Source organism: Halodesulfovibrio marinisediminis DSM 17456 (genome assembly GCF_900129975.1).
GTDB lineage: Bacteria > Desulfobacterota > Desulfovibrionia > Desulfovibrionales > Desulfovibrionaceae > Halodesulfovibrio > Halodesulfovibrio marinisediminis.
In genome coordinates this window covers 67,317-88,318 of record NZ_FSRG01000008.1, presented here as the reverse complement: position 1 = coordinate 88,318, position 21,002 = coordinate 67,317, and the positions used below count along the sequence as shown (strand labels likewise).

Below are 21,002 nucleotides of genomic sequence, written 5' to 3'. Positions count from 1 at the left end.
GGACAATATCCTGCACGCAGTGGCAATTTTGAGACAGGTCCTTTGTTTCCAGAGTAAGGGCTTGATAAAGCTTCTTGACGGCGTGTGTGGTTCTCCCTACTGAGTTGCCATATAACAATGCAGCATTACATAAATTGCCTGAAGTGATCTTTCAGCTTATAATATGACATCAATGATCTTCTACTAAATAGATTTAAGTGAGATGCAATGACAATGAAGAAAGAATGGAATGAATTTATTGCTATTCTGAACCGTGAAGTTGTTCCGGCGCTGGGGTGTACCGAGCCGGTAACTGTGGCACTGGCTGCTGCTCATGCGGTTGAAGCACTGGGAACAAAGCCTCAGAGCCTTCTTGTTCAGGTCAGTGGTAACCTGCTGAAAAATGGCATGGGGGTAGGCGTTCCGGGGACCGGCATGACAGGGCTTGATATTGCCGCTGCAGTTGGGGCTCTTGGTGGTAAAGCAGAGTTGCAGCTGGAAGTACTGCGCGATTTAACACCTGAGATCGTGGAAGAAGCCAAGCAGCTTATGGCAGACGGAAATGTTAAGGTAGAATTGGCAGAAACAGACGAGCTGCTGTTTTCCAAGGCTATTGTAACGGCAGAAGGCCATACTGCTTCTTGCACAATTGCCCGTACTCATACCGGCGTCATTGAAGTCACTAAAGATGCTGAAGTTCTTGAAAGTAATCCGTTGGTGGAAGAAGATGCTTCTGACGAATCATGGCCGCTTTCTATGGCTGCAATTTATGAGTTTGCAAAGGATGTAGACTTTGAAGATATTTCTTTCATTCTCGAAGCAGCTCGCCTCAATGAAGCTATTGCGGCAGAGGGGCTCGAGCATGATTTTGGTCTGAAAGTAGGCCGCTCTATGGATGAAGATATTGCACTGGGCTTGCGTTCAGATGATATTACATCCTTTGCAACCCGATTTGCTGCAGCTGCATCTGATGCTCGCATGGACGGCATTATGCAGCCTGTAATGAGTAACTCTGGCAGCGGAAACCAAGGTATCACCGCGACTATTCCAGTAACTGCATTTGCACGCCGACTCGGTAAGTCTGAAGAAGAGATGGCGCGTGCGCTTATTTTAAGTCATCTTACCGCTATTCATTTGAAACATCATCTTGGAAGACTTTCTGCTCTGTGCGGCGCAATTCTCGCTGCAACAGGCTCTGGATGCGGTATTGTTATGTTACTTGGTGGTGGACTTGAAGAAGTAGAGCGAACTATTAAGAATATGATTGGAACCATTGCCGGTATGATTTGCGACGGTGCAAAAACTTCTTGTGCACTAAAAGTTGCTTCCAGTGTAGAAGCTGCAATCAACTCTGCCTTACTTGCGATGAAAGGTACTTCTGTACCGGGCACTGATGGTATTGTGGATGACAATATCGAAGTGTGCATCAAGAACCTTGGTCGTCTTGGCACTGCAGGTATGATTGAAACAGATAAGGTTATTCTGGATATTATGGTACATAAAAAGGATCATTCTTAATTTTTAAGATGATTTGATAAGTAATACGAAAGGTGTGTGCGCAGAGCTTCTGACGCTGAAAAACTATACACCGTGTATACACTCCAAGAAATAAAAAAAGGGTGGCTGTTAGCCACCCTTTTCTATTTTGTTTTAAAAACCTGCTGACAGACTGTGCAGGTATAGGAGTCTCGGGGGGAACAGTATTGTCCCCGTACGTTGAAGCATTCTTCTGCCTGCATTAAGGCGACCGCCTTTTCAGCAGCTTTGTTTTTCTGTGAAGTTGCCCCGTTTATTCTGTCGATATTTCCTTTAATCCAGCGCTTAAGATAAAAGCGTCTGCCGCCTGTGGTCATATGTGAGGCTTTATGTTCAGCAATGCGTAGTTCGGAAACAAATTCGCTTGTGAGATTGCGGTTGTCCATCTGTACTGCGTACTCGAGTGCCTCAAGGGGATTGAAGTTCGCAATACGTACTAAGTTGCCTGCAAGCTGTTTTGGGCAGTTTTCGTAGCGTTCTTTTTCAATAACGATAAAAGCCACTTCATCAGGAAGTATCTCTTCTTCGTTTTTTGTTTTTTCTCGCTCTTCGGAATGGTCGAATACATGGACAATCTCAACGTTGAAGACACTGTTTGCGTTGATGTCTTGTATGGCAATATGCAGAAATTCATCGATAAGCTTGTATTCAGCAATTCGGCTGGACATTCCTAGAAGATAGGCGAGTTGGGTTATTTTGAATATGCCGTAATCGCGCCCGATGAGGTTGGCTAATATGCGGAGTGCCTGAACAGAGCGGAGTGTGGAGAAAACAAGGTACGGCTTGAGCAGTTCCTGTGCCTGTTGCAAGTGAGGCATAGGTCTTCCTGTTACGCGGGTAAGGTCATCCTTGGATGGGCGTTTTAGAGGATTTGCTCCGTAGTACAGGCTTCGGGATGTCGGGGTGCTCATATTGTTCTCCAAAATATGCGGCAATCGTAGATACTGTGCATGTGTATCAGCTTTTTACTAAGCCTGCTATAGCGTACCTTGTCGGCCCGTATTTTTAGAACACTGAAGAATGTTGCAAAAATACATCTTCATAACATATTGTAAGTGTTGTAATAAAGATGGCACTCTAAAGTTCTAAAGTAAAAAAGTGCAGAAGACATCAATCGCTCATTATTTTGTACCTGATAAGGGTAATTAGAAAGTGTGACTTAGGTAGGTTGACGCAGTGTTCTTGTGGTGCATTTTTTCAGAATTTTGTTTGTGTACACAATCATATGTGCTATCACAGCGCCAGTCATTCTGGAGAAGAGTCTGAATAATTGCTTGCTGCCTCTTCTCGTTTAATTGCGGATTGACCAGTCAATCCGCAATTTTACTTGATGATTTATTCAATTTTTTTGCAAAAAGTTTTTGCCAATTATGGCAAAAAAGTATGTCGAATGCATATTCAACATATAGTAATTACTAACTTTTGTTTTATAAATAATTAAAACAAAAGCTTGGAATAAAAGGCTTGTGAAAAAAAGAACTTTTGTATATCAATAAAACCAACTGATTAACAAGTCAGGTCTGTGCGCCAACACAGAACAACAAATAACATAATAGTGAGTGAACAGTATGATGCAGCAAGCAACACTGATGAAATCATCTGTTTGGTCCCAAAACGGAACACAACCTAGCGTGCTCGTTGGGGTCGGAAACGACCATACCAAACAATACGGTATTCGGTTTGTACGTGACTTTTTCTGCCAGGATGAACTAGCAAAATTTACACTTTTTCATCTGCAAGATGCTAAAACAATTCAGTTACTCGGCACAAATGAACGGTCTTCGAGCGCCAAAGAGACCGTTGCTGAAGAGTTTTTAGCTCGAACAGGTGAACAGCTGTCATGCTTGATGACTGCTCAGGAAAGCCTGAAGCAGGTAGGTATTTCAAGTAACCGTTTGTCTCTTCTTTCTAGACTGCAGACCCATTCTAAGGCTTGGGATCTGATGGAAGAAGCTGCAAATAGTAACCATGACGCTCTCGTTCTCGGCAAACGCGGTAAATCATGGTTTGAGAGCATGATTAATGGCTCCACCGATATTACAAAAGAAGTTATTGAGCGATCCTGTGCAAGACCGGTTTGGCTTGCCCCTTCATCGATCCATGGTCGCAGGAATGTGCTGTTGTGTGTGGACGGCTCACGTTCCTCCAGAAACATTACAGAACATGTAGCTAAGATGGTTGCAAATAACCCAATGCATACCATTACTGTTCTGCATGTCGCTCCCGGTAAAAAATATACTACCGCTTCTCCGAGTGTTGCGTTTCTGAATAAGCAGTCTCGCAATCAGCGCAAGGCGCAGTGTTTTATTTCTAAAGCCAGCCACCAGGTTGTAGCGGAAGCAGTTTCTCTGCTCGTTGCAAACGGTGTGAAAGAAGATGCCATCAAAACCCAGTTGGCACATTCTAACGATCCTGCTTCTGTTATTATGGAAACCTCTGATCAAGGCAACTTTGCAGTAGTGGCAATGGGTCGTTCAGGTACTGGAAACAGCTTTATGCGTCATATGCTCATGGGCTCTTCCGTAGCTCATGTGTGGAAAAAGCTTAATAACGCTTGCTTGTGGTTATCGTGTTAGGAACCTGTTAATGGTAACTTCGCAACACCTCAAGGTAACTCCTCAGTCTTAGACACCCCCGACCGTGCAGAGAGGGCCCATCTCTCTACACGGTCGGGCTCCATACAAAAAAGGGCTTTGTAAAAAATACAAAGCCTTTTTTTGTATGGAGCTGTGTTGTCCTGCTAAGGCAGGATGCGGATATTTTTATGCAAATAAAAACCGCAGCACACCAAGGCATACCATAGCGTAGAGTCCAGCCAGGACGTCATCAATCATAACCCCCCAGCCGCGTTCCAACCATTTTTCAGAGTCCCTTATGGGATATGGTTTTGCTATGTCGAAGACTCTGAACAGGAAGAATGCAATTACCATCCACCAGAAGGATAATGCCGCAAACGGCAGAATTGTTATCCATTGTCCTACCAATTCATCAAGAACAATTTCTCCGGGATCCTTGCTTCCTAAAATTTTTTCAGCGCGGGTAATCTGAATGCTTCCCCAGAAGAACAGAACCGCGATAAAGGCAATGCGCATCCACATAGGAAGCGGCATAAAAAAGATTGGTGCAAGCAGGACGGCAACTGCAGAACCCACAGTTCCAGGAGCGAATGGAGAAAGTCCGGAAGGTCCCAGGCGGGAGGCGTGAACTGCAATTTTGTCGCTTAGTGATAGTTCTGTCATCATGATAAAGCCCCTAAGTTGGTAGCCGTGCAGCTACTATTGTGCTGAAGGAGAAACTACTCCGGCAGCTTGTAATTTTTCCAGCAACTCGGTTACCGGCAGTCCTACGACATTTGACCAGGATCCGCAGATTAATTCCACGAGAAATGATCCAATTCCCTGAATTGCATACGCTCCAGCCTTGTCTGCAGGCTCTCCGGTACGGATATACGCTTTTAAGGCATCTGCTGAATATTGTTTCATAGTTACAGCTGTTTCAACAGCATATGTATCAGTAGTGCCGTCAGGATACACAAGCGCAGTGGCAGTAATTACCTTGTGTGTATTGCCGGAAAGTCTACTTAGCATATCAAGCGCATGGGCATCATCTGTTGGTTTTCCCATAATTTCGTCACCGAGTACAACAATTGTGTCTGCGCCGATGAAACAGGCTGTGTCGCGTTGTGTAGAAACTTCGCGTACGGATAATGTTTTGGTAAGGGCGCAGCGGCATGCAAACTCTGCTGGCACTTCATTAGCTTCTGGCAGTGGTTCATTTCCTGCGTGGGTTTCTACTGTAAATATTATGCCGAGTTCAGACAGAAACTGGCTTCGTCGCGGTGAGCCGGAAGCCAGAACAACTGGCTTTAATGTGGTGTAAACAGGTGTACTCATATATTAATGTCATTTCCGGTTATAATGTAGTTATAATTGGTGCACTGTGCTGTATCTATAGAACATTTGTCAATAATTTGAATTATGAACAGATGTAGCCGAAAGGCAAGGGCTAGATAGAATCTATTGCTTAAGTGGATGGTGTTGATTGCCCTTAAAATACAAATTCTTGTAATAAAATGATGGTCATCAAGATTCTAATGAGTATCAGTCTAAAGTTTATCTTTAGGATGTCGATACCGACTATTAAGAGAATAGCGTCATGACAGTACAATCATTTTATGTGCAAAACATGCTTCGTAAGTACAAGAAGCAAATAACTACTGCCCAGTATATAGCTCGGGCAAATGGTTCGGCGCGTAATTTGCATGTTTTTAATCAGAATGATGACGCTCAATTATCTGACAAGGAGCGTCGCATTGCAAATGCAAGGCGGCAGGGACTTGTTGAGCGAGTTGCCAGGGAAGTTTACGAAAACTTACTCTTTTCCGGCAGCGATAATCCAATAGTGGAAGAAATTAAGGCGCAACTGGAAATTGATTTAGGGTTTGCCGTACTCTTTCGAAATCCTTTCCCAAATCTTTCTTTGCAAATCTATAAAGAAACTGATTTAGGGCCGATAAAGGTTACAAGCGATGAGAAAGAAGAAATAATGAACAGACTCTGGGCAATCTCTTTAGACAAAGTCAATGCGACCATGTTATAAGCGTGCCGTTGACCGGGAGGTAGGAATGAAAGTTTATGATTACAACGCAAAGCTGGATTACGGTTCTACGCTGAAAAAAGGCCAGCGTGCCGAACAGGCTGGACGTGAACAAGCCGGTCGTGAGCAGACTTCTGTTGAAGCTGAACCTCAAGGCGATAGGGTTAGCTTCTCTGATGAGGGACGCTTACGCACTGAAGCATATAAAGAAGCGATGAACACACCGGAAGTGCGCAAAGATAAAGTGGCTGCTATCAAAGCCCAGATTGCGTCTGGTGAATATGAGATCGACAGTAAGAAGATTGCTGAAGGCATTCTTCGCGACGAACTCGATCTGTTCATCTAATTTGTATTTCTGACAGTAGTTAGAAAATAATAAGCCGCTCTCATAAGAGAGCGGCTTTACTGCGTTGTGGTGTCTTGTAAATTTGTCACGGAATCAGCCACGCAGGGCTTTTATGGTCATCTTTTTGAAGTCGTCGGTGTTAAGAGTTATCCGCTCTTGTGTCACTCTTCTTTCTACTTGTCTGCGTACTTTTGCGGCTATCATTTTAGCCCGTAATTTACGTACCGGCATGGTAAGTTCGCGTCCTATATCCTGAACATATTCAGGGGTAATGGTGGTTTCTGCATTGGTAATAACTGAGTGTTTGAGTGCATAAAAATCCTTGGTAAATCTGTTTGGCTTTGCCATGCGCTTGTTTACTTCCATATTCATGGTCTGAAGACGGCACCATGATGCATTATGTTGTAATGACTCATGCAGAGCGCGTTCTGTCATGCGAATGATCTGGTTTCTCGAGAAAACACCTTTGCGTTTTGTTGCACCTACTTCCTTAAGAAGGCGTGCGGTAATATAGTCGATACGGGCTGTGTTAAGGCGAGCATGGTCTTCATTTATTTCATCCATCAGAAACAGCAGGTTTGCCTTATTGCCGACAAAGTCGATTACGCGTTGGTGATTTTTTATTGCGTCAGTCAGTCTTGCAGTATGAGGATGTTCCGGTTCATACAATTCGGTTTCATGCTCAGTCATTGGAACACGTTGATGAAGTTGTTGTGATTGCTTTTCGCGAAGTCGCGAGATTGCTTTAGCCTGACTTATAAGTGAAGATACTTCTCCGCAGGTTAGACTGTCAGCACTTTCTGCGGTTGTGCGTTCAATAATGCCTTGTCTTAATTTGATCTCGTCCATTCCGCGCATGCTGGGGTCCGTTTTGTAGAGCGCTTCCCGAGCGTTATCCAGACCGTATTTTTTGACCAGTCCTTTCCATAGTGTCCATGCTGCAAGACGATTTTCTTCTACCATTTCGTGTTTAGTTTTTTCATAGTACTCCGTAAACATTCCGAGCGGTTCCAGTATAGAGACAAGATGCCCTTTCAATGTGTTGCCTGCTTTGAGTGTTCCATCTTTTGAAAGACGCACTATTTCCTGACTGCTTCCGATATGTTCAAAACCTTTCAGGTCGTTGTCGGTTACTTTTTTACGTATTACTCGCATACATTCCTCCATGAGCCTTATTTATTCGACTAGTGGAAAGCACCTATGTTTGTGTATTAAGCAAATAAATGGGCTGTAGTAACTATTCAATAACCAAAATAAAAAAAAGGTAATACTTCTGTGCGTCATGGAACGTTTGCACTGCCCACTAGTATACAATGTTTTACAGTAAAATCGCAAAGCGTGTTTTCATGATATGGTAGCTGCGTTTTCTATGTAGTCAGTAATATTGTCACTTTGTTGTGTAATATATTGTTACTGCTTAAAATTATTCATGATGCAACATTTGTTGCATAGATGTGTGTTAAAACACGGTATGGTTATCTTACTGTGTTTATTCGCATCAGATCTCTTAATAGATACAATATTGTCATGTAATGATGACTGTTCTGATTAGATGAAGGCACTCGAACGCCATGCCAAATTTTTGGTAGAGTGCCTTCATTCTTTTGAGACGGGAGTTATCGTTTGAAAGTGAATATACGGGTGGAGTTCGCGAGTGCGAGCAATGAAGTTCCCACGTCAGCAAATACGGCTTCCCACATGGTGGCAATGCCAAAAATGCCAAGTGTGATGAAGATGCCTTTTACAGCAAAGGCAAAGAGAATATTCTGCCATACAATGATTCGTGTCTGACGGGCAATAGAAATGGCCTGCGGTACCTTTGACGGCGAATCTGTCATGAGCACTACGTCTGCGCTTTCAATGGCGGCATCACTTCCCAGTCCTCCCATGGCGATTCCAACATCCGCACGAGCGATGACAGGTGCATCGTTGATACCATCACCTACAAAGGCCATATGACCGTCGTTGTTTTGTAGCATCTGTAGTTTTTCTAAAAAGGCTACCTTCTCTTCGGGTAGCAACCCCGCATGATATTTGTCGAGTTTGAGTGATTCTGCAATTGTACGAGCTGCCTTTTCATTATCCCCTGTCAGCATAATAGATTCTATGCCTTGCTCTTTCAGTTTCTGGATGGCTTCAGCCGCATCATCGCGCAATGCATCACCAATAGTTATAGTTCCTGCGAAACTCCGATCAACTGCAACATAGACAATAGTTCCCTCTTGTTGAGATTGAGGAAAGCTGATTTGCTGCTGTGCAAGCAGTGATGCATTTCCTGCGAGAATATTGTGACCTTGGTAGGTTACGTTGGTTCCTTGGCCGGAAATAGCTTTAGCTTTTTCCAACTTGTTTTCGTTTAGTGCTCCATCGTTTGCTTTGAAGTATTCCAGAATTGAAAGTGCAATGGGGTGTGTGGAATTGAATTCGGCTGCTGCAGCGTATTCCATAAGTTGATCTTTAGAGAATCCTTTTGCTGGCTGAATGTTTTTGACTACAAAAATACCGTGCGTGAGAGTGCCTGTTTTATCGAAAGCAACGGACGTAACGCCCGCAAGGGCATCTATGAAGTTTGATCCCTTAATTAGAATTCCAGAGCTGGAGGCGCGCCCTATGCCGCCAAAATAGCCAAGCGGGATACTGATCACCAAAGCGCATGGGCAGGAGATAACCAGCAGGACAAGAGCCCTGTAGACCCACTTGGTTAAATCACCCCCCATAATCAGTGACGGAATGAAAGCCACAGCACATGCAATCAAGACAACGTATGGGGTATAGTATCTTGCAAACGTGGTAATAAATTTTTCGGTTTTAGCCTTTCGTTCCGTGGCATGTTCCACCAGATCCATAACTTTGGCGATGGATGATTCTTTGAACAGGCGGGTAACGCGGAGGGTTATTGCGCCGTTTATGCAAATTTGTCCTGCCATAACTGAATCACCCTTGTGCGCAGAGATAGGTACGGACTCACCTGTAATAGCTGCCGAATTAACTTGCGAGCTTCCTTCCAGAATGACGCCATCCAGAGGAACTTTTTCTCCTGGGCGTACAGTCACTTTTTCTCCGACAGTTACATCTTCCGGTATGCGTTCAACAATGCCTGTTGCGGTTTGAACCCGCGCTGTTTCCGGTTTTGATGCCAGAAGTGACTTAATAGAGCGTCGAGAGCGTGCAACCGCCAGTGCCTGCATTAATTCCCCCACCTTAAAAAAAATCATAATGCCGATGGCTTCTGCGTAAGCATGAATAGCAAGTGCTCCCGCTGTAGCAATGACCATTAGGACGTTTTCATCAAAAAAGTCACCCCGTAGGACGGTCTTGGCGGCGTTCGTTAAAACAGTTCCTCCGGCAAGTACATATGCAGCCAAAACAAAGATAAACTCCCAGAAGTGGAGATTATGTCTGTGAAAGAAATCTTCTAAAAACAGTTCCAGCAAAAAGAGCACAGCTGCTGTATAGAGCATGATTGCATCGGTATTAAAAAACAGGCTGTTCCGTTCTTGGCGGGCACGTGTGGAGCATGTTTCGCAATGTGCTGCTTCTTCAAACGTGGAGTGACGATGTGTAGTGGGGGCCATGGCGTTGTCCTGTTTAAAAATAGTCGGGAGGCTGAATACATGAAAGTTGCTTCTTCATTTTTAGCAAAGCTCTGAAAATGTTACGATGCTAAATTTTTATAATATTCTGCCCTTGGAGTCGGAATACGTTTCCAAGACGCGGTTCTGTTGAAAAAAAAGCACCTGTTTAACTTAGTGATATATTCCAGACAATTGTCGCACCACATACCTGTTTGTTGTATTATTGAGTATTCCCATGTGTCTCATGGAATTGCATAGGAGTTTAGTATGTTACGCAGGTGTCTTATTACATGGTGCAGTATTCTGTTGTGGGTAGGTGTGGCATGGAGCGCTGTGCCGCCGGAAATGTCGCCACAAAGGTATCCGGCAGTGGGGAAAGGATGTCTTTCTGGAGAATGCCATAGTGGGCATGCGCCCATCCGTGCGCACGATTCTGACATGGCAAAGCAGATTTACATGCTCGGAGCAGCACAGGGAGACCCAAATGGTTGTGTAGTGTGTCATGGTGGTGATCCAGTGGCGTTATGGGAACGTCGACTGCATCATGGAGCACCTGCGGAAAGTTTGCTTACCGAATTTACTGCTACTCCGGCAGCAATGTCTGTTGTCGATAAAACCTGCGGTCAATGTCATAAAGGACGTGTTTATAATTTGCGTCGTTCAGGGATGGCTACAGGAACCGGACATATATCAGCAATCCTGCAGGGATGGGGAATTAAGCCGGAGCAGCCAGTAGGTGTTGCAACTATCTTAGATTTTGACGGTGCGCTTCCGTCTGTCGGGACGCCAGAATATCAGGCGTACATGATTGGGCTGGATCAGCGGCAGAATGGAATTTTTGCGGAACGGATTGTCGCTGTTCCTGAACAGAATTGGAGTGATATTGAGACGAATCCTGCTTTGGCTGGCTATAAGTATGTACGTTCAGAATGTACGTCTTGTCATATCGGTACACTTAATAATGGTGAGAAAGGGTCTGGTTGTGCCGCTTGCCACTTGCGATATGGAGAAGATAAAAAAGTTGTTACGCATTCGCTTCAGGGAACTAGAAAGAGTAAAGTTGTAGTCGATGGAAAGACTACAACAGGTATTGCTTTGGAAAGTTGTGCACAGTGTCATTCAGAAGGTAAAAGAATTGCAACGTCGTATGCAGGGTTGCTTCATTTACCCGAATTAAGAAAGTATCGCGCTATGCGGGACGATGTACACCATAATGGCATGAACCGATACGGTAACCCCCTTGGTGGCCTGCTTTGTCAGGATTGCCATTCCACGCGTGCAATGCATGGAACAGGTAACATAGCTCTTTCAGGCAGGGTAAATGTGGAAATAGAGTGTTCAGACTGTCATGGTACAACTGACAAGTTTCCGTGGGAGCTTCCTGTAGGCTGGCAGGATGAATTTGGTTCTGTTCTGGTACAGGACGATACGCGCGGTACTGCGGAGATTCTTCCGTTCGAACAGCAGGTAGGCACAGTATATCGTTCTGAGGGCGGCTACTTACTTACAGCCCGTGGAAATCCGTTTGGTAACGTCATTCGCAGGGGACAAGCCGTTGTGGTGCATTCAGCATCAGGTCGTTCGTATGAGGTCCCCCTGCTGAAAAGCATTGCTCAGCGATATGCATGGAAGACACCTGCACGGGCGATTGCAGCTAAGATATCACATCCAAAACATTTCGAATCGCTGGAATGTTACAGTTGTCACAGCGCATGGGCACCACAAGAGTACGGAACACACCTGTTGGTTGATTTTAAACCTTCAGATGTACTGTACACAGCGCGGCGAACAGAGCAGTTGCAATGGCGGAATCCCGTTCTCGGAATAAATGGGGAAGGACGGGTAAGTCCTTTGATACCGCTGCAACAGCAGGATGTAACCCTTGTTGCTCCTGATGACGCAGTTCTTTTGCGGAGACATATTTTTAATGCCCATACCGCTCAAAAGAATTCAACGACAATCTATAACGCCCTTTACAAAAGTATCGAAGACCTACTTGTTCATCGTGTGGATACTAGTAGAGAAGAAACTGCGCTTTCCGTGTACGATTCAGCAAGTGCCTACGCAGAGCAGACTGTTCCATTACGCAACTTGCTCTCCACCTCGTTTACTATGACACCGCTTGCGCCTCATACGGTGACGCGGAACGCAAGGCCATGCGAGTCATGCCACGTTAGTTCTAAAGCCTTAGGCTATGGTGATGATTCAGGTTTTGGTGTTGCATCTGCACCGTTAAAGGAATCGTGGTTACAGGCTGCTTTGCGTAGCGGCAGTCAGACAGAGATATTGGATCGAGAAAGTGCGAGGCGAATGGTTTCGCGCAGAAGCGGGCACATCTCCGCGCCGCAGGTGCCATATACGCAGCTTGTGACGCGAAAAGGAAAGCAATTACAACAGGTGGGATTTCACTGGGAATTGAGTTCACCACTTTCGGAAGCGCAGCGGGATATAATGGAGGAGCAAAATCCATTTGCCCGTTTGCGAACTGGAAGTAATGTTACGGAGGGCACTATTATGGTTGTTGGTAAGTATGAAATTGATGCAATTGCAGCCTCGGCAGCAATTTTGGGGATTATCCTTTTCGTAATCGTCTCGGCATTTATGTACACCCGCAGGGGCAGGGATAAAAATGACCCGAATTAGGTCGAGAAGTTTTTGGACTCCATCGGGCTTGTAATCTTTTCTACCTTGTGAACCGTCAAAGCTTTACAAGTGATTCTTGGGAGTTTCCGAAAGCTATTGTTCGCAAGGTGCCTAGATTGTTACGTAGCCTCGCGGGCTTTGCTTCACTAGTTTTTTTATGAAAAGAAAAAGGGCTATTCGGCGAAATGCTGGGTAGCCTTTTGTTTTTTAGAAGGGAGCAGCGTTAGCTGGTAGGTATCGAAGAAAGAATTTGAGGTAAGCAGGGATCCGTGCGGAGTAATTAGCAGGCGTAAGTAAGTTTTCGAGTCTTTATTAAGAGAAGATCCGTCCGAGGAGGTGGCTGCATAGAAGGAAATAGGTCTCGCAGCAGTGTAGGTAAAAATTATTTTTGGAGGTACGAAATAGCTTCTTTGATGGCAAGTAACGCTGAAGGAGTATCCGCCAAAATGTCTGGTTGTTGCGGTATAAGCACTTGCAGTAACTCTTCTGGCGTGGTTGCCTTGGTGTTTGGATCTTTTTCTTGAGCAAGTGTTTGTAATTCCGAGAGAATTTCTTGTGGGATTTGATTTTCTGATGCTTGCATAAGGCTCTCCAGAGTATAAAAAAACAATAGGTTGTAGAAGAGTTACAGAAAAGGGGGTGTTTGACAACAAGTTGGTGTCGAAACGTGCGGGAGAAAATTTTTTAAGACATCTGTCATTCTTTTACATATACGAGAGTCGTTGCTTGTTTTTTCAGTGTTCCAACTGCTTGCCATAGCCGAAATTATTTCGTGCTCCTTATGATGTGACAACTAATGGGCAGTTGTTACAGCCTTCCAGACAAGGCAAAGTAGAATTTTTTTGGTCACGACGTTTTGGTACCCCCATGTGTCAAACGTACCCATGGCTACCGCATGGAATGCTGAAACATCGAGGTTTTTAACCTCACTCACGGTAATAGACTGTGTTTGGTGAACAGATCATTACTGTGCATGTTTTTAGGAGTTCTGCTTATGCAGAACAGACTGTCCAGAGTAAGCCGCTTCAGTGCCGGAAGCGGTGTGCGGAAAGATAGTTTTTTTGGCTAAGATCCCCTCTGTTGGCGCTAAGGGGATCTTTTTCTTTTACGACATGACACGCAACAATCCGCGTTTCTAGCCCGAACCTCATGTCGTAAAAAGAAGTCCGCCCCTGTCAGAGGAACGACAAGGGCGGACTTATCTTTTTTCTTTCGGGTACTCTTCATAAAAGACTACGCCGTCCAAAGCAGGTGAAATAGTAATAGTCCATGAGGGGTACTTGCCTGTGAATGGCTCTACTTCTTTCTGGTGGACGAGTGGTCTGCTCGTGATGGCTTGATGCGCCATACAGGAGTAATATTCAATCCGAACAATACCTGATTGTTATGGCTTTGTAGATCGAATCTTTTCAATAAGTGCTGTGGTAGAAAAGCCTTTTAAAAGAGGAAGGCTGAGCACAGTACCGCCATCCCCTTCTACAATGTCTTTTCCCACAATAGAGTCAATTCCCCAGTCTCCACCTTTGATGAGCATGTTAGGACGTACAGCGTCGATAAGTTCGTACGGTGTAGATTCATTAAACTCTACAACGTAATCAACGCTTGCAAGGTGTGCCAGCACATAGGCACGGACTGCAAAAGTGTTAACAGGTCTGTCATCTCCTTTACCCAGTGAGCGGACAGAATCATCGCTATTTAGACCAAGCACAAGGATATCGCCTTCTGCTTTGCAGCGGGCAAGAAGATCCACGTGTCCCGGATGCAGGATGTCATAGCAGCCGTTAGTAAAAACAATGCGTTTCTCGCGTTTGTCTGCCAGTGCGGCAAGCAGGTCGTCCCACTGGTCTGCACGGAAAATTGCCGGATGGGCTGGAATACCGTTCTTCATGCTCATATCAGTGCGTAATTACGCGGTGTGTGAAAGGGTTGTACTGGCGCCGAAGAGGATAAGTTCCATCCACTCCATAGCAAAGAGAAGGCGTTCCTTCTCGTCAGTCATAATTTTTTCGCGGCGTTCTTTCGGCACGTTCACTCTATCCATCAGGTTCATGTCTTCCATAAAACCCTTAAAGTGGTCGAGCTGGTAGAAGGCGAGTAACGCCATCTGAATACGCTGCTGTGTCAGTTCAAGGTCTGTGTCGATAAAGCGGGAAATGATGCTCATGTAGCGGTCTGCAAAGTAGTTATACTCTTCCAGTCCCTGATCTTTGAGCCATTCCTGCGCAGTCCATTTTTTGGACTCGGCAAAGCCTTTGCAGTGATCTTCCTGAACAATAACGAACTGCTCTACAACAGCGCCGTCTTCATCAAGGTGGGTTGCACGTCCCAGCGGGTAGGTGCGGCACGCAGCGGAGCGGTGCTCGTATACGGTACAGCCCTCTTTGCTGAGAAACGGACATTCTTGTTCGATATTGTCTGACATTTTTAGGAACAGTACAGGGAAACCGGAGTTAGGGTACTGCTCAATTACAGTGTATTCTTTGATAAAAGCTGTGCTGTCCATGCCCAGCCCCTGACGTAAGCGCAACACGTCGTATGGAGAAAGAGGCATATTTAAGTCGCGGCAGCATGCATTAAAGCAAGATACACCAGGATGACACGCAAAAGTGAAGGTGTCGCCGTCTGCCAACTGCGGCAACGATTCAAGATACTCTAATGTGTCTTGAACTGCGGAATCATCATCTGGGCCTGCATCATGTGGATCTACGAACATAAAACTTCCTGAAAGCTAAAGGGCGGGCTGATGCCCGCCCTTTGTTGATTAAAAATCAAGGTTCATAACGCTGCGAACCATTTCCATGGTTTCGCGAGCCATTTTGCTGGCGCGTTCGTTACCGTGTGCGAGCACTTCCTGAACGAATTTAGGATTTGCATCGATAGCTGCACGGCGTTCTTGAATAGGGGTAAGGAATTCTTCCATGGATTCAAGGAGAATTTTCTTACAGTCAACACAGCCGAGTCCAGCAGAGGTACAGCCTTTACGGATTTCAGCCTGTTTTTCTTCAGATGTCATGAGCACATGGTACGGGAAGAGGTTACAGATGTCTGGATCGCCTGGATCGTTTCGACGCACGCGGTTTTTATCTGTAAGCATGCCACGAACCTTAGGCTGGATGTCGTTCATGCCTTCGCGAAGGAAGATGCCGTTGTTGTAGCTCTTGGACATCTTGCGGCCATCAAGACCCGGAAGTTTTGCTTCTGGAGTCAGTTTGCCTTCAGGCTCAGGGAAGATATCACAGTTGTACATGTGGTTGAAACGGCGAGCGATTTCGCGTGTCATTTCAATGTGTGGTAACTGATCCTGACCTACAGGTACGTATGCAGGGCGGTACATGAGAATATCAGTAGCCATGAGCACTGGGTAGCCGAGGAAGCCGTAGTTGCCGAGGTCCTTGTTGCTGATTTGGTCGCGCTGTTCTTTGTAAGTAGGGCAGCGTTCAAGCCAGCCAAGAGGTGTGATCATGGACAGCAGCAGATGTAGTTCAGCATGTTCTTTTACTGCGGACTGCTGGAAAATAGTACATTTTTCAGGATCAAGACCGGAGGCAAGCCAATCTTTAACCATTTCCGGAACATGAGTTTTGAGACCACTGGTGTCTGCGTAATCACTTGTGAGCGCATGCCAGTCTGCTACGAAGAAGTAGCAATCCATCTCATGTTGCATTGCTACCCAGTTCTTAAGAACGCCAAAGTAATGGCCAAGGTGTAGGGCGCCAGTAGGACGCATACCGGAAACGGTACGTTTACGAGTCATTTCTTTCCTCCGGATATATTGTCAGGCTCTAGATCAGGAAAATTAATTGTTGAATCAAGTCGGCAGATCCTGTGATAAGCGGACTGATGATCCTTCCTAAGAAGCCTGTTGCCAGCAATAAAATTATAAGAATAAATCCATAGCGGGATAAGCTTTGGAATTTATATGAAAGGCGCGGCGGGAGTAAACCTGCCACGATATGACTACCATCCAGCGGTGGGAACGGCATAAGGTTGAACCAGCCGAGTGTCAGGTTAATCCAGACGCCGGCTACACACATGTTGTGTAGAAAATCATACACAGAGGCGTACAGAGAACCTGGTGTAGGTGCGCTCTGAGCTACAAAAGCAAAGAGTATCCCAAAGGTGACGGCAAGGAGAAAGTTGGTAAAAGGTCCCGCTACAGAAACGAGGATCATACCTTTTCTCGGGTTTTTGAACCAGCGGCTATCGACCGGAACCGGCTTTGCCCACCCAATAATAAACGGGCTGGTAAGCGCTGTGAGTACAAACATGGCTGTACCCATAGGATCAATATGTGGAGTTGGGTTCAGCGTCAGGCGGCCCTGCGATTTGGCGGTGGGGTCACCAAGTTTATACGCTACCCAGCCGTGCGCAACTTCGTGGCATACCATACCAAGAAGCATAGGAATAAACGCAATGGCAATCTTAGTCACACTTGCTGCAATATCGGTAGTAAACATAACTTTTGCGGCTACCACGAACCCCCCTGCGAAGCAAGTAAATTCGCGGCTCCGAAGGTTTTACGCTAAAGAGCTAGCTGTTTTGTAATAGTGGTTTTAAACGCATGTCATTTTGTAGGTGATCAAGAAGCTTACGATGTCCTGCCGGTAAAGTGACCTTGTCTAGCTCCTCCATTTTGACCCATTGATAGGCTGTGGCAGCATGGAGTACAGGCTCTGCTGAGTGTTCCTTGGCAAAGGTAAGGAAGTAGCAGTGCATAGTTACACGGTAGGTTGTGTAGCCGTGTTTCACTACAAGAATCTTATCTTCAATTTTTACAGGAAATTCTGTTTCTTCCATGAATTCGCGAACAACGGTCTCTTCAGGTGCTTCACCTTCTTCAACAGAGCCGCCGGGGAGTTCCCAGAAGCCTGCCCATACGCCGAAGTCCGGCCGCTTCTGAATATAAATTTTTCCCTTGTGCATTAAAAAGCCGGTAGCGACATCAATATGTTGAATTCCTTTTTTTGCCGTAGGCACAGGGCGTTCATGCGGAATGCCGAGGTGGTACGCTTCGCAGTATTGCTGAAGCGGACAGCGTTTGCAGTGTGGCTTTTTACTGCACACTAATGCACCCAGCTCCATAAGGGCTTGATTAAATTCCCGCGCATGGCCGGATGGGAGCACTTCTGCCACGGTTTTGCGTATAAACTCCATGTTTTGCTTTTGCTTAACCGGCGTATCAATATCAAAAATTCTTGAGAATACGCGCTCAACGTTAGCATCAACGCAGATCACGTTCTGATTAAAGGCAATGGAAGCAATCGCACCTGCTGTATAATCACCAATGCCCGGGAGCGCTCGAATATCCGCGTAATTTTCCGGAAAGGTGCCATTATGTTCTGCAGCAATAATCTTGGCAGCCTTATGAAGGTTGCGGACGCGGGAATAGTACCCCAGCCCTTCCCATAACTTGAGAAGAGTGTCTTCGTGCGCCTCAGCAACAGCAGAGATGTTAGGCAGTGCTTCCATCCAGCGATGAAAATAGGCTACACCGCGTTCCATCTGGGTTTGCTGTAACATGATTTCGGATACCCACACTCGGTAGGGAGCGTAATCTTCGCGCCACGGTAGGGCGCGTTTGTTGGTATTGAACCACGAAAGAAGGTCGCTAGCGAAGGTGGGGTATTGGTTTGGTGAAATCATTTTTTATCTCGTTCTCTGCTTGCTTGGTGTTTGGTGTGTATCCGTCGTAGCGTTTGCAAAACTTTGAGTAAAGAGTTGAGTTAGATGAAAAAAGCGTGGTGAGCGTGTAACTTCTTTTAGACATTGGGTATAGTACATTGTATAACATTTAGCAGAATAACGAACTTAAGTGCGGAAACCGTGTTGAGGAACTAACGATGCAGATTCCTAAAATTTGCCCGAACTGTAATGGAAGCAGAACACTCCTTTATTTTGATGCCATCTACTATTATGTAGCTTGCGAACAGTGCGGTATGACCGGTGCCCGTGCCTTGAGTGAAGAAGAAGCATTAAGCTTGTGGAATGAACGTGGGGATACTGCGTTTACGTATGAAGTCGTGCAGGACAGTGATAAGCTTGTGCGTATCCTGCAGTGCGATACGCAGCGTGTAAGTAAACGGTATCCGATTAACTTGCCTATAGTACTCACTCTTTCCCGTCCGAATGGCAAAAAGATTACGGGTGTAATGCGTAACGTTTCATTTTATGGCGCTTTTTTGCAGCTTAAGGGCGGTAACATGAGCGCTATTCCGGCATCGACTGAAGAGTTAGCTGAACAGAGGATGTTTGTGTATTACAAAAATCCTGTTGTGAAGCAGCTGAATGAAAAAGGTGAATTTGTTGCGCCTGTTGAATCTAATCCGATCCAACAAATTGAGTTGATTCCTAAGCACATGTTACAAACGAGTCAGGTAGTTGGCGTTGGCGGTTGCTTCAAAAGCCCGAATGCTGAACAGTTGAAGTCTGTTCAAGGGCTGGTAGAGTTTGCCCGCGGTCAGTAATTGATCAATACAACAGTTCTCATTCTTTGTTTTGTAGAAAAAAGGTCGATACACCATGGTGTATCGACCTTATTTTTTAGAAAGGCTGCTATGTATTAGTCTGTCTGGTCTTCTTTTTCAGAAGCCCAGTACGGGTGCTGTAAATCTTCAAAGGCTGACATGGCTGCCACGGCGCCGTCGCTGACTGCTGTAACAATCTGGCGGACTCCGCCGTTCACGTCGCCAGCGGCATATACGCGGGGAATATTGGTGCGCATTGCAGCATCAACATGGATTGTTTTATCCGGATTGAGTGTTGTCCCGATTTTTTCTGCAAGCTGAGAGTTGGGATTCATACCAATAGCAATGAAAACGCCGTTGCACGGATGTTTCGTGATTTCTCCGGTTTTAGTATTTTTTAGTGTTACTCCTTCAACTTCTGTATCGTTTCCATATACCTCTTCAACAACCGTATCGTAGATTGCAGGGATTCTTTCTCGCTTCAGAGCGTCCTGTAAGGCTTTTTCTGCACGCAGGGTGTCACGACGATGAATGATGACGACATCAATACCAAGATTTTTAAGATGCAGTGCATCTGTTAGTGCGCTGTTACCGCCTCCGACCATGACCACGTGTTTGCCACGGAACATATATCCGTCGCAGGAGGCACAGTGGCTAACGCCTGTGCCGAAGTACTTCATCTCACCTTCTACCCCCAGTGGTCGCCATTTTGTTCCAGTGGCAAAGATAAGTGCTTTTGTTTCGTACATTCGCTCAGGAGTATGTACCTGAATGATGTCTCCGATAATCACATCTTCAATGCTCTGATTTTCGCGGATGTTTGAGTATTCGCGCGTATGTGCGGTGAGTATTTCTACAAGGGCTGTGCCACCCACACTTTTAAATCCGGGATAATTTTCTACCACAGGTGTTGTAAGAACTTGTCCGCCAATCATGGAGTTATCAAGCACAATGGCGTCGAGTCCGGAGCGTTTTGCGTAGATTGCTGCAGTAAGTCCAGCTGGACCTGCACCGAGAATAAGCAGGTCATATACTTTTCCTTCCTCTTCTTCAGGTTTTGCGACCTGTGTTTGTTCGCGTAGCACTTCCTCAGCATCACGCAACATGAGCAGTTCCAGACAGAAACGCTCCTGCGGTAACAGGCCGACACGAGAATACTGATCACTGAATACTGTGTGCGGAACGGAGCCAACATTGAACTGTTTCGTGAGGTCGGGGAATTCATCGGAATCAATGCACTCGGCACGGATGAGTTTAGGTTGTTCAATTGTGGCCTTAACTGCATTCATGAATTGCTCCGGACAATACGGGCATCCCGGAGAAGAGAATACGCGAATGTGTCGTGGTTCGGAAAGTTCTGCCAGAATGGTTTTGGATGTTTCGGAAAGTGCACTCACACCAAACGAGATATGCAGTATTGCCTCTACGAAGGCTTTTCCCTCCTCTCCCAGCGGGGCTCCGGTGAATCGGATGTCGAATTCTTCAGGATTAAACAACATGGACGGTGAGTGTTGTACATCGTGCTTTTGAGAAAAATCGTCACCAAGGGTGTGCTGTACAAATGTGATCTGTTCGGAAAGTCTGGAGATATCACGAGCAAATTGCAGGGTGATATCGTTGAACATATTCTGCGGGTTTGTGTCTGTTACTACATGAAGCTCCACAGTGTTTTTGAGCTTTTGGAATATTTCGGAAAGACTTGCACGAGCCTCTTGCGGCAGCAGCCAGCGATCTTCATCATGGGGCGATGGTGTGTTTTGAGTGCTTGAAAAATCATCAGGGCTGGTCGGTGGTACCATATGTCCTCCACGAACAATCGTTTCAATATGAAAGGATTAGGCGATAGGTCAGAATACCACGCTC

General features: G+C 45.6%; 18 protein-coding genes. 6 read left to right on the top strand and 12 right to left on the bottom strand.

Features of this window, described 5'->3' with window-relative positions; translation table 11 throughout:
- The first annotated feature begins 213 nt into the window (after window positions 1–213).
- On the top strand, window positions 214–1,497 hold the full coding sequence (locus BUR09_RS15530) for an L-cysteine desulfidase family protein (RefSeq protein WP_074217941.1): 1,284 nt from the start codon (window positions 214–216) through the stop codon (window positions 1,495–1,497).
- Between the two features lie 122 nt (window positions 1,498–1,619).
- Here BUR09_RS15530 and BUR09_RS15525 read toward each other — a convergent pair whose 3' ends face one another.
- Window positions 1,620–2,426: a hypothetical protein gene (locus BUR09_RS15525; protein WP_074217865.1), complete on the bottom strand. Its 807-nt coding sequence runs from the start codon at window positions 2,424–2,426 to the stop codon at window positions 1,620–1,622.
- A gap of 678 nt (window positions 2,427–3,104) precedes the next feature.
- On the opposite strand from BUR09_RS15525, the gene BUR09_RS15520 reads away from it, so the two are divergent.
- Window positions 3,105–4,091 carry a universal stress protein gene (locus tag BUR09_RS15520; protein ID WP_175566050.1) on the top strand — a complete coding sequence of 329 codons (987 nt, stop codon included), beginning with the start codon at window positions 3,105–3,107 and terminating at the stop codon, window positions 4,089–4,091.
- A 186-nt stretch (window positions 4,092–4,277) separates the two neighbouring features.
- Here BUR09_RS15520 and BUR09_RS15515 read toward each other — a convergent pair whose 3' ends face one another.
- Complete coding sequence (locus tag BUR09_RS15515) at window positions 4,278–4,757, bottom strand: phosphatidylglycerophosphatase A family protein (RefSeq protein ID WP_139296874.1); 480 nt, start codon at window positions 4,755–4,757, stop codon at window positions 4,278–4,280.
- Between the two features lie 33 nt (window positions 4,758–4,790).
- Window positions 4,791–5,408: a Maf family nucleotide pyrophosphatase gene (locus BUR09_RS15510; protein ID WP_074217863.1), complete on the bottom strand. Its 618-nt coding sequence runs from the start codon at window positions 5,406–5,408 to the stop codon at window positions 4,791–4,793.
- Between the two features lie 262 nt (window positions 5,409–5,670).
- Between BUR09_RS15510 and BUR09_RS15505 the strand changes: the two genes are divergently transcribed.
- Both BUR09_RS15505 and flgM read left to right on the top strand, forming a co-directional pair.
- Window positions 5,671–6,114 carry a DVU0524 family FlgM-associated protein gene (locus BUR09_RS15505; RefSeq protein WP_074217862.1) on the top strand — a complete coding sequence of 148 codons (444 nt, stop codon included), beginning with the start codon at window positions 5,671–5,673 and terminating at the stop codon, window positions 6,112–6,114.
- A 25-nt stretch (window positions 6,115–6,139) separates the two neighbouring features.
- The gene (gene flgM / locus BUR09_RS15500) at window positions 6,140–6,457 is read left to right on the top strand and encodes a flagellar biosynthesis anti-sigma factor FlgM (protein ID WP_074217861.1); all 318 of its coding nucleotides are present in this window, start codon (window positions 6,140–6,142) and stop codon (window positions 6,455–6,457) included.
- A gap of 93 nt (window positions 6,458–6,550) precedes the next feature.
- Here the strand turns inward: flgM and BUR09_RS15495 are convergent, their stop codons facing one another.
- Together BUR09_RS15495 and BUR09_RS15490 are read right to left on the bottom strand one after the other, a co-directional pair.
- The gene (locus BUR09_RS15495; RefSeq protein ID WP_074217860.1) at window positions 6,551–7,612 is read right to left on the bottom strand and encodes a hypothetical protein; all 1,062 of its coding nucleotides are present in this window, start codon (window positions 7,610–7,612) and stop codon (window positions 6,551–6,553) included.
- 461 nt (window positions 7,613–8,073) lie between these two features.
- Window positions 8,074–10,032: a heavy metal translocating P-type ATPase gene (locus BUR09_RS15490; RefSeq protein WP_074217859.1), complete on the bottom strand. Its 1,959-nt coding sequence runs from the start codon at window positions 10,030–10,032 to the stop codon at window positions 8,074–8,076.
- Window positions 10,033–10,299: 267 nt separating this feature from the next.
- On the opposite strand from BUR09_RS15490, the gene BUR09_RS15485 reads away from it, so the two are divergent.
- The gene (locus BUR09_RS15485; protein ID WP_074217858.1) at window positions 10,300–12,675 is read left to right on the top strand and encodes a hypothetical protein; all 2,376 of its coding nucleotides are present in this window, start codon (window positions 10,300–10,302) and stop codon (window positions 12,673–12,675) included.
- Between the two features lie 382 nt (window positions 12,676–13,057).
- Here the strand turns inward: BUR09_RS15485 and BUR09_RS15480 are convergent, their stop codons facing one another.
- From BUR09_RS15480 to mutY, 6 genes are all read right to left on the bottom strand, one after another.
- The gene (locus BUR09_RS15480; protein WP_074217857.1) at window positions 13,058–13,258 is read right to left on the bottom strand and encodes a hypothetical protein; all 201 of its coding nucleotides are present in this window, start codon (window positions 13,256–13,258) and stop codon (window positions 13,058–13,060) included.
- 801 nt (window positions 13,259–14,059) lie between these two features.
- Complete coding sequence (locus BUR09_RS15475) at window positions 14,060–14,563, bottom strand: adenylyltransferase/cytidyltransferase family protein (protein ID WP_074217856.1); 504 nt, start codon at window positions 14,561–14,563, stop codon at window positions 14,060–14,062.
- 18 nt (window positions 14,564–14,581) lie between these two features.
- Window positions 14,582–15,388 carry a YkgJ family cysteine cluster protein gene (locus BUR09_RS15470; RefSeq protein WP_074217855.1) on the bottom strand — a complete coding sequence of 269 codons (807 nt, stop codon included), beginning with the start codon at window positions 15,386–15,388 and terminating at the stop codon, window positions 14,582–14,584.
- A 48-nt stretch (window positions 15,389–15,436) separates the two neighbouring features.
- Window positions 15,437–16,429: a tryptophan--tRNA ligase gene (gene trpS, locus BUR09_RS15465; protein ID WP_074217854.1), complete on the bottom strand. Its 993-nt coding sequence runs from the start codon at window positions 16,427–16,429 to the stop codon at window positions 15,437–15,439.
- Window positions 16,430–16,457: 28 nt separating this feature from the next.
- Window positions 16,458–17,132 carry a site-2 protease family protein gene (locus tag BUR09_RS15460; protein WP_074217939.1) on the bottom strand — a complete coding sequence of 225 codons (675 nt, stop codon included), beginning with the start codon at window positions 17,130–17,132 and terminating at the stop codon, window positions 16,458–16,460.
- A gap of 73 nt (window positions 17,133–17,205) precedes the next feature.
- Window positions 17,206–18,318, bottom strand: a complete 1,113-nt coding sequence (gene mutY / locus BUR09_RS15455; protein WP_074217853.1) for an A/G-specific adenine glycosylase — start codon at window positions 18,316–18,318, stop codon at window positions 17,206–17,208.
- A gap of 197 nt (window positions 18,319–18,515) precedes the next feature.
- Here mutY and BUR09_RS15450 point away from each other — a divergent pair, with 197 nt between their 5' ends.
- A complete protein-coding gene (locus tag BUR09_RS15450) occupies window positions 18,516–19,139 on the top strand; it encodes a Lar family restriction alleviation protein (protein WP_074217852.1) in 624 nt (207 codons plus the stop codon).
- Between the two features lie 95 nt (window positions 19,140–19,234).
- Here the strand turns inward: BUR09_RS15450 and BUR09_RS15445 are convergent, their stop codons facing one another.
- Window positions 19,235–20,938 carry an FAD-dependent oxidoreductase gene (locus tag BUR09_RS15445; RefSeq protein WP_074217851.1) on the bottom strand — a complete coding sequence of 568 codons (1,704 nt, stop codon included), beginning with the start codon at window positions 20,936–20,938 and terminating at the stop codon, window positions 19,235–19,237.
- Window positions 20,939–21,002 lie beyond the last annotated feature (64 nt).

Bases quoted from the DNA above. Each gene is read 5' to 3' on its own strand.
- BUR09_RS15530 (WP_074217941.1), top strand. From the start codon at position 214: ATGAAGAAAGAATGGAATGAATTTATTGCTATTCTGAACCGTGAAGTT.
- BUR09_RS15525 (WP_074217865.1), bottom strand. From the start codon at position 2,426: ATGAGCACCCCGACATCCCGAAGCCTGTACTACGGAGCAAATCCTCTA.
- BUR09_RS15520 (WP_175566050.1), top strand. From the start codon at position 3,105: ATGAAATCATCTGTTTGGTCCCAAAACGGAACACAACCTAGCGTGCTC.
- BUR09_RS15515 (WP_139296874.1), bottom strand. From the start codon at position 4,757: ATGATGACAGAACTATCACTAAGCGACAAAATTGCAGTTCACGCCTCC.
- BUR09_RS15510 (WP_074217863.1), bottom strand. From the start codon at position 5,408: ATGAGTACACCTGTTTACACCACATTAAAGCCAGTTGTTCTGGCTTCC.
- BUR09_RS15505 (WP_074217862.1), top strand. From the start codon at position 5,671: ATGACAGTACAATCATTTTATGTGCAAAACATGCTTCGTAAGTACAAG.
- flgM (WP_074217861.1), top strand. From the start codon at position 6,140: ATGAAAGTTTATGATTACAACGCAAAGCTGGATTACGGTTCTACGCTG.
- BUR09_RS15495 (WP_074217860.1), bottom strand. From the start codon at position 7,612: ATGCGAGTAATACGTAAAAAAGTAACCGACAACGACCTGAAAGGTTTT.
- BUR09_RS15490 (WP_074217859.1), bottom strand. From the start codon at position 10,032: ATGGCCCCCACTACACATCGTCACTCCACGTTTGAAGAAGCAGCACAT.
- BUR09_RS15485 (WP_074217858.1), top strand. From the start codon at position 10,300: ATGTTACGCAGGTGTCTTATTACATGGTGCAGTATTCTGTTGTGGGTA.
- BUR09_RS15480 (WP_074217857.1), bottom strand. From the start codon at position 13,258: ATGCAAGCATCAGAAAATCAAATCCCACAAGAAATTCTCTCGGAATTA.
- BUR09_RS15475 (WP_074217856.1), bottom strand. From the start codon at position 14,563: ATGAAGAACGGTATTCCAGCCCATCCGGCAATTTTCCGTGCAGACCAG.
- BUR09_RS15470 (WP_074217855.1), bottom strand. From the start codon at position 15,388: ATGTTCGTAGATCCACATGATGCAGGCCCAGATGATGATTCCGCAGTT.
- trpS (WP_074217854.1), bottom strand. From the start codon at position 16,429: ATGACTCGTAAACGTACCGTTTCCGGTATGCGTCCTACTGGCGCCCTA.
- BUR09_RS15460 (WP_074217939.1), bottom strand. From the start codon at position 17,132: ATGTTTACTACCGATATTGCAGCAAGTGTGACTAAGATTGCCATTGCG.
- mutY (WP_074217853.1), bottom strand. From the start codon at position 18,318: ATGATTTCACCAAACCAATACCCCACCTTCGCTAGCGACCTTCTTTCG.
- BUR09_RS15450 (WP_074217852.1), top strand. From the start codon at position 18,516: ATGCAGATTCCTAAAATTTGCCCGAACTGTAATGGAAGCAGAACACTC.
- BUR09_RS15445 (WP_074217851.1), bottom strand. From the start codon at position 20,938: ATGGTACCACCGACCAGCCCTGATGATTTTTCAAGCACTCAAAACACA.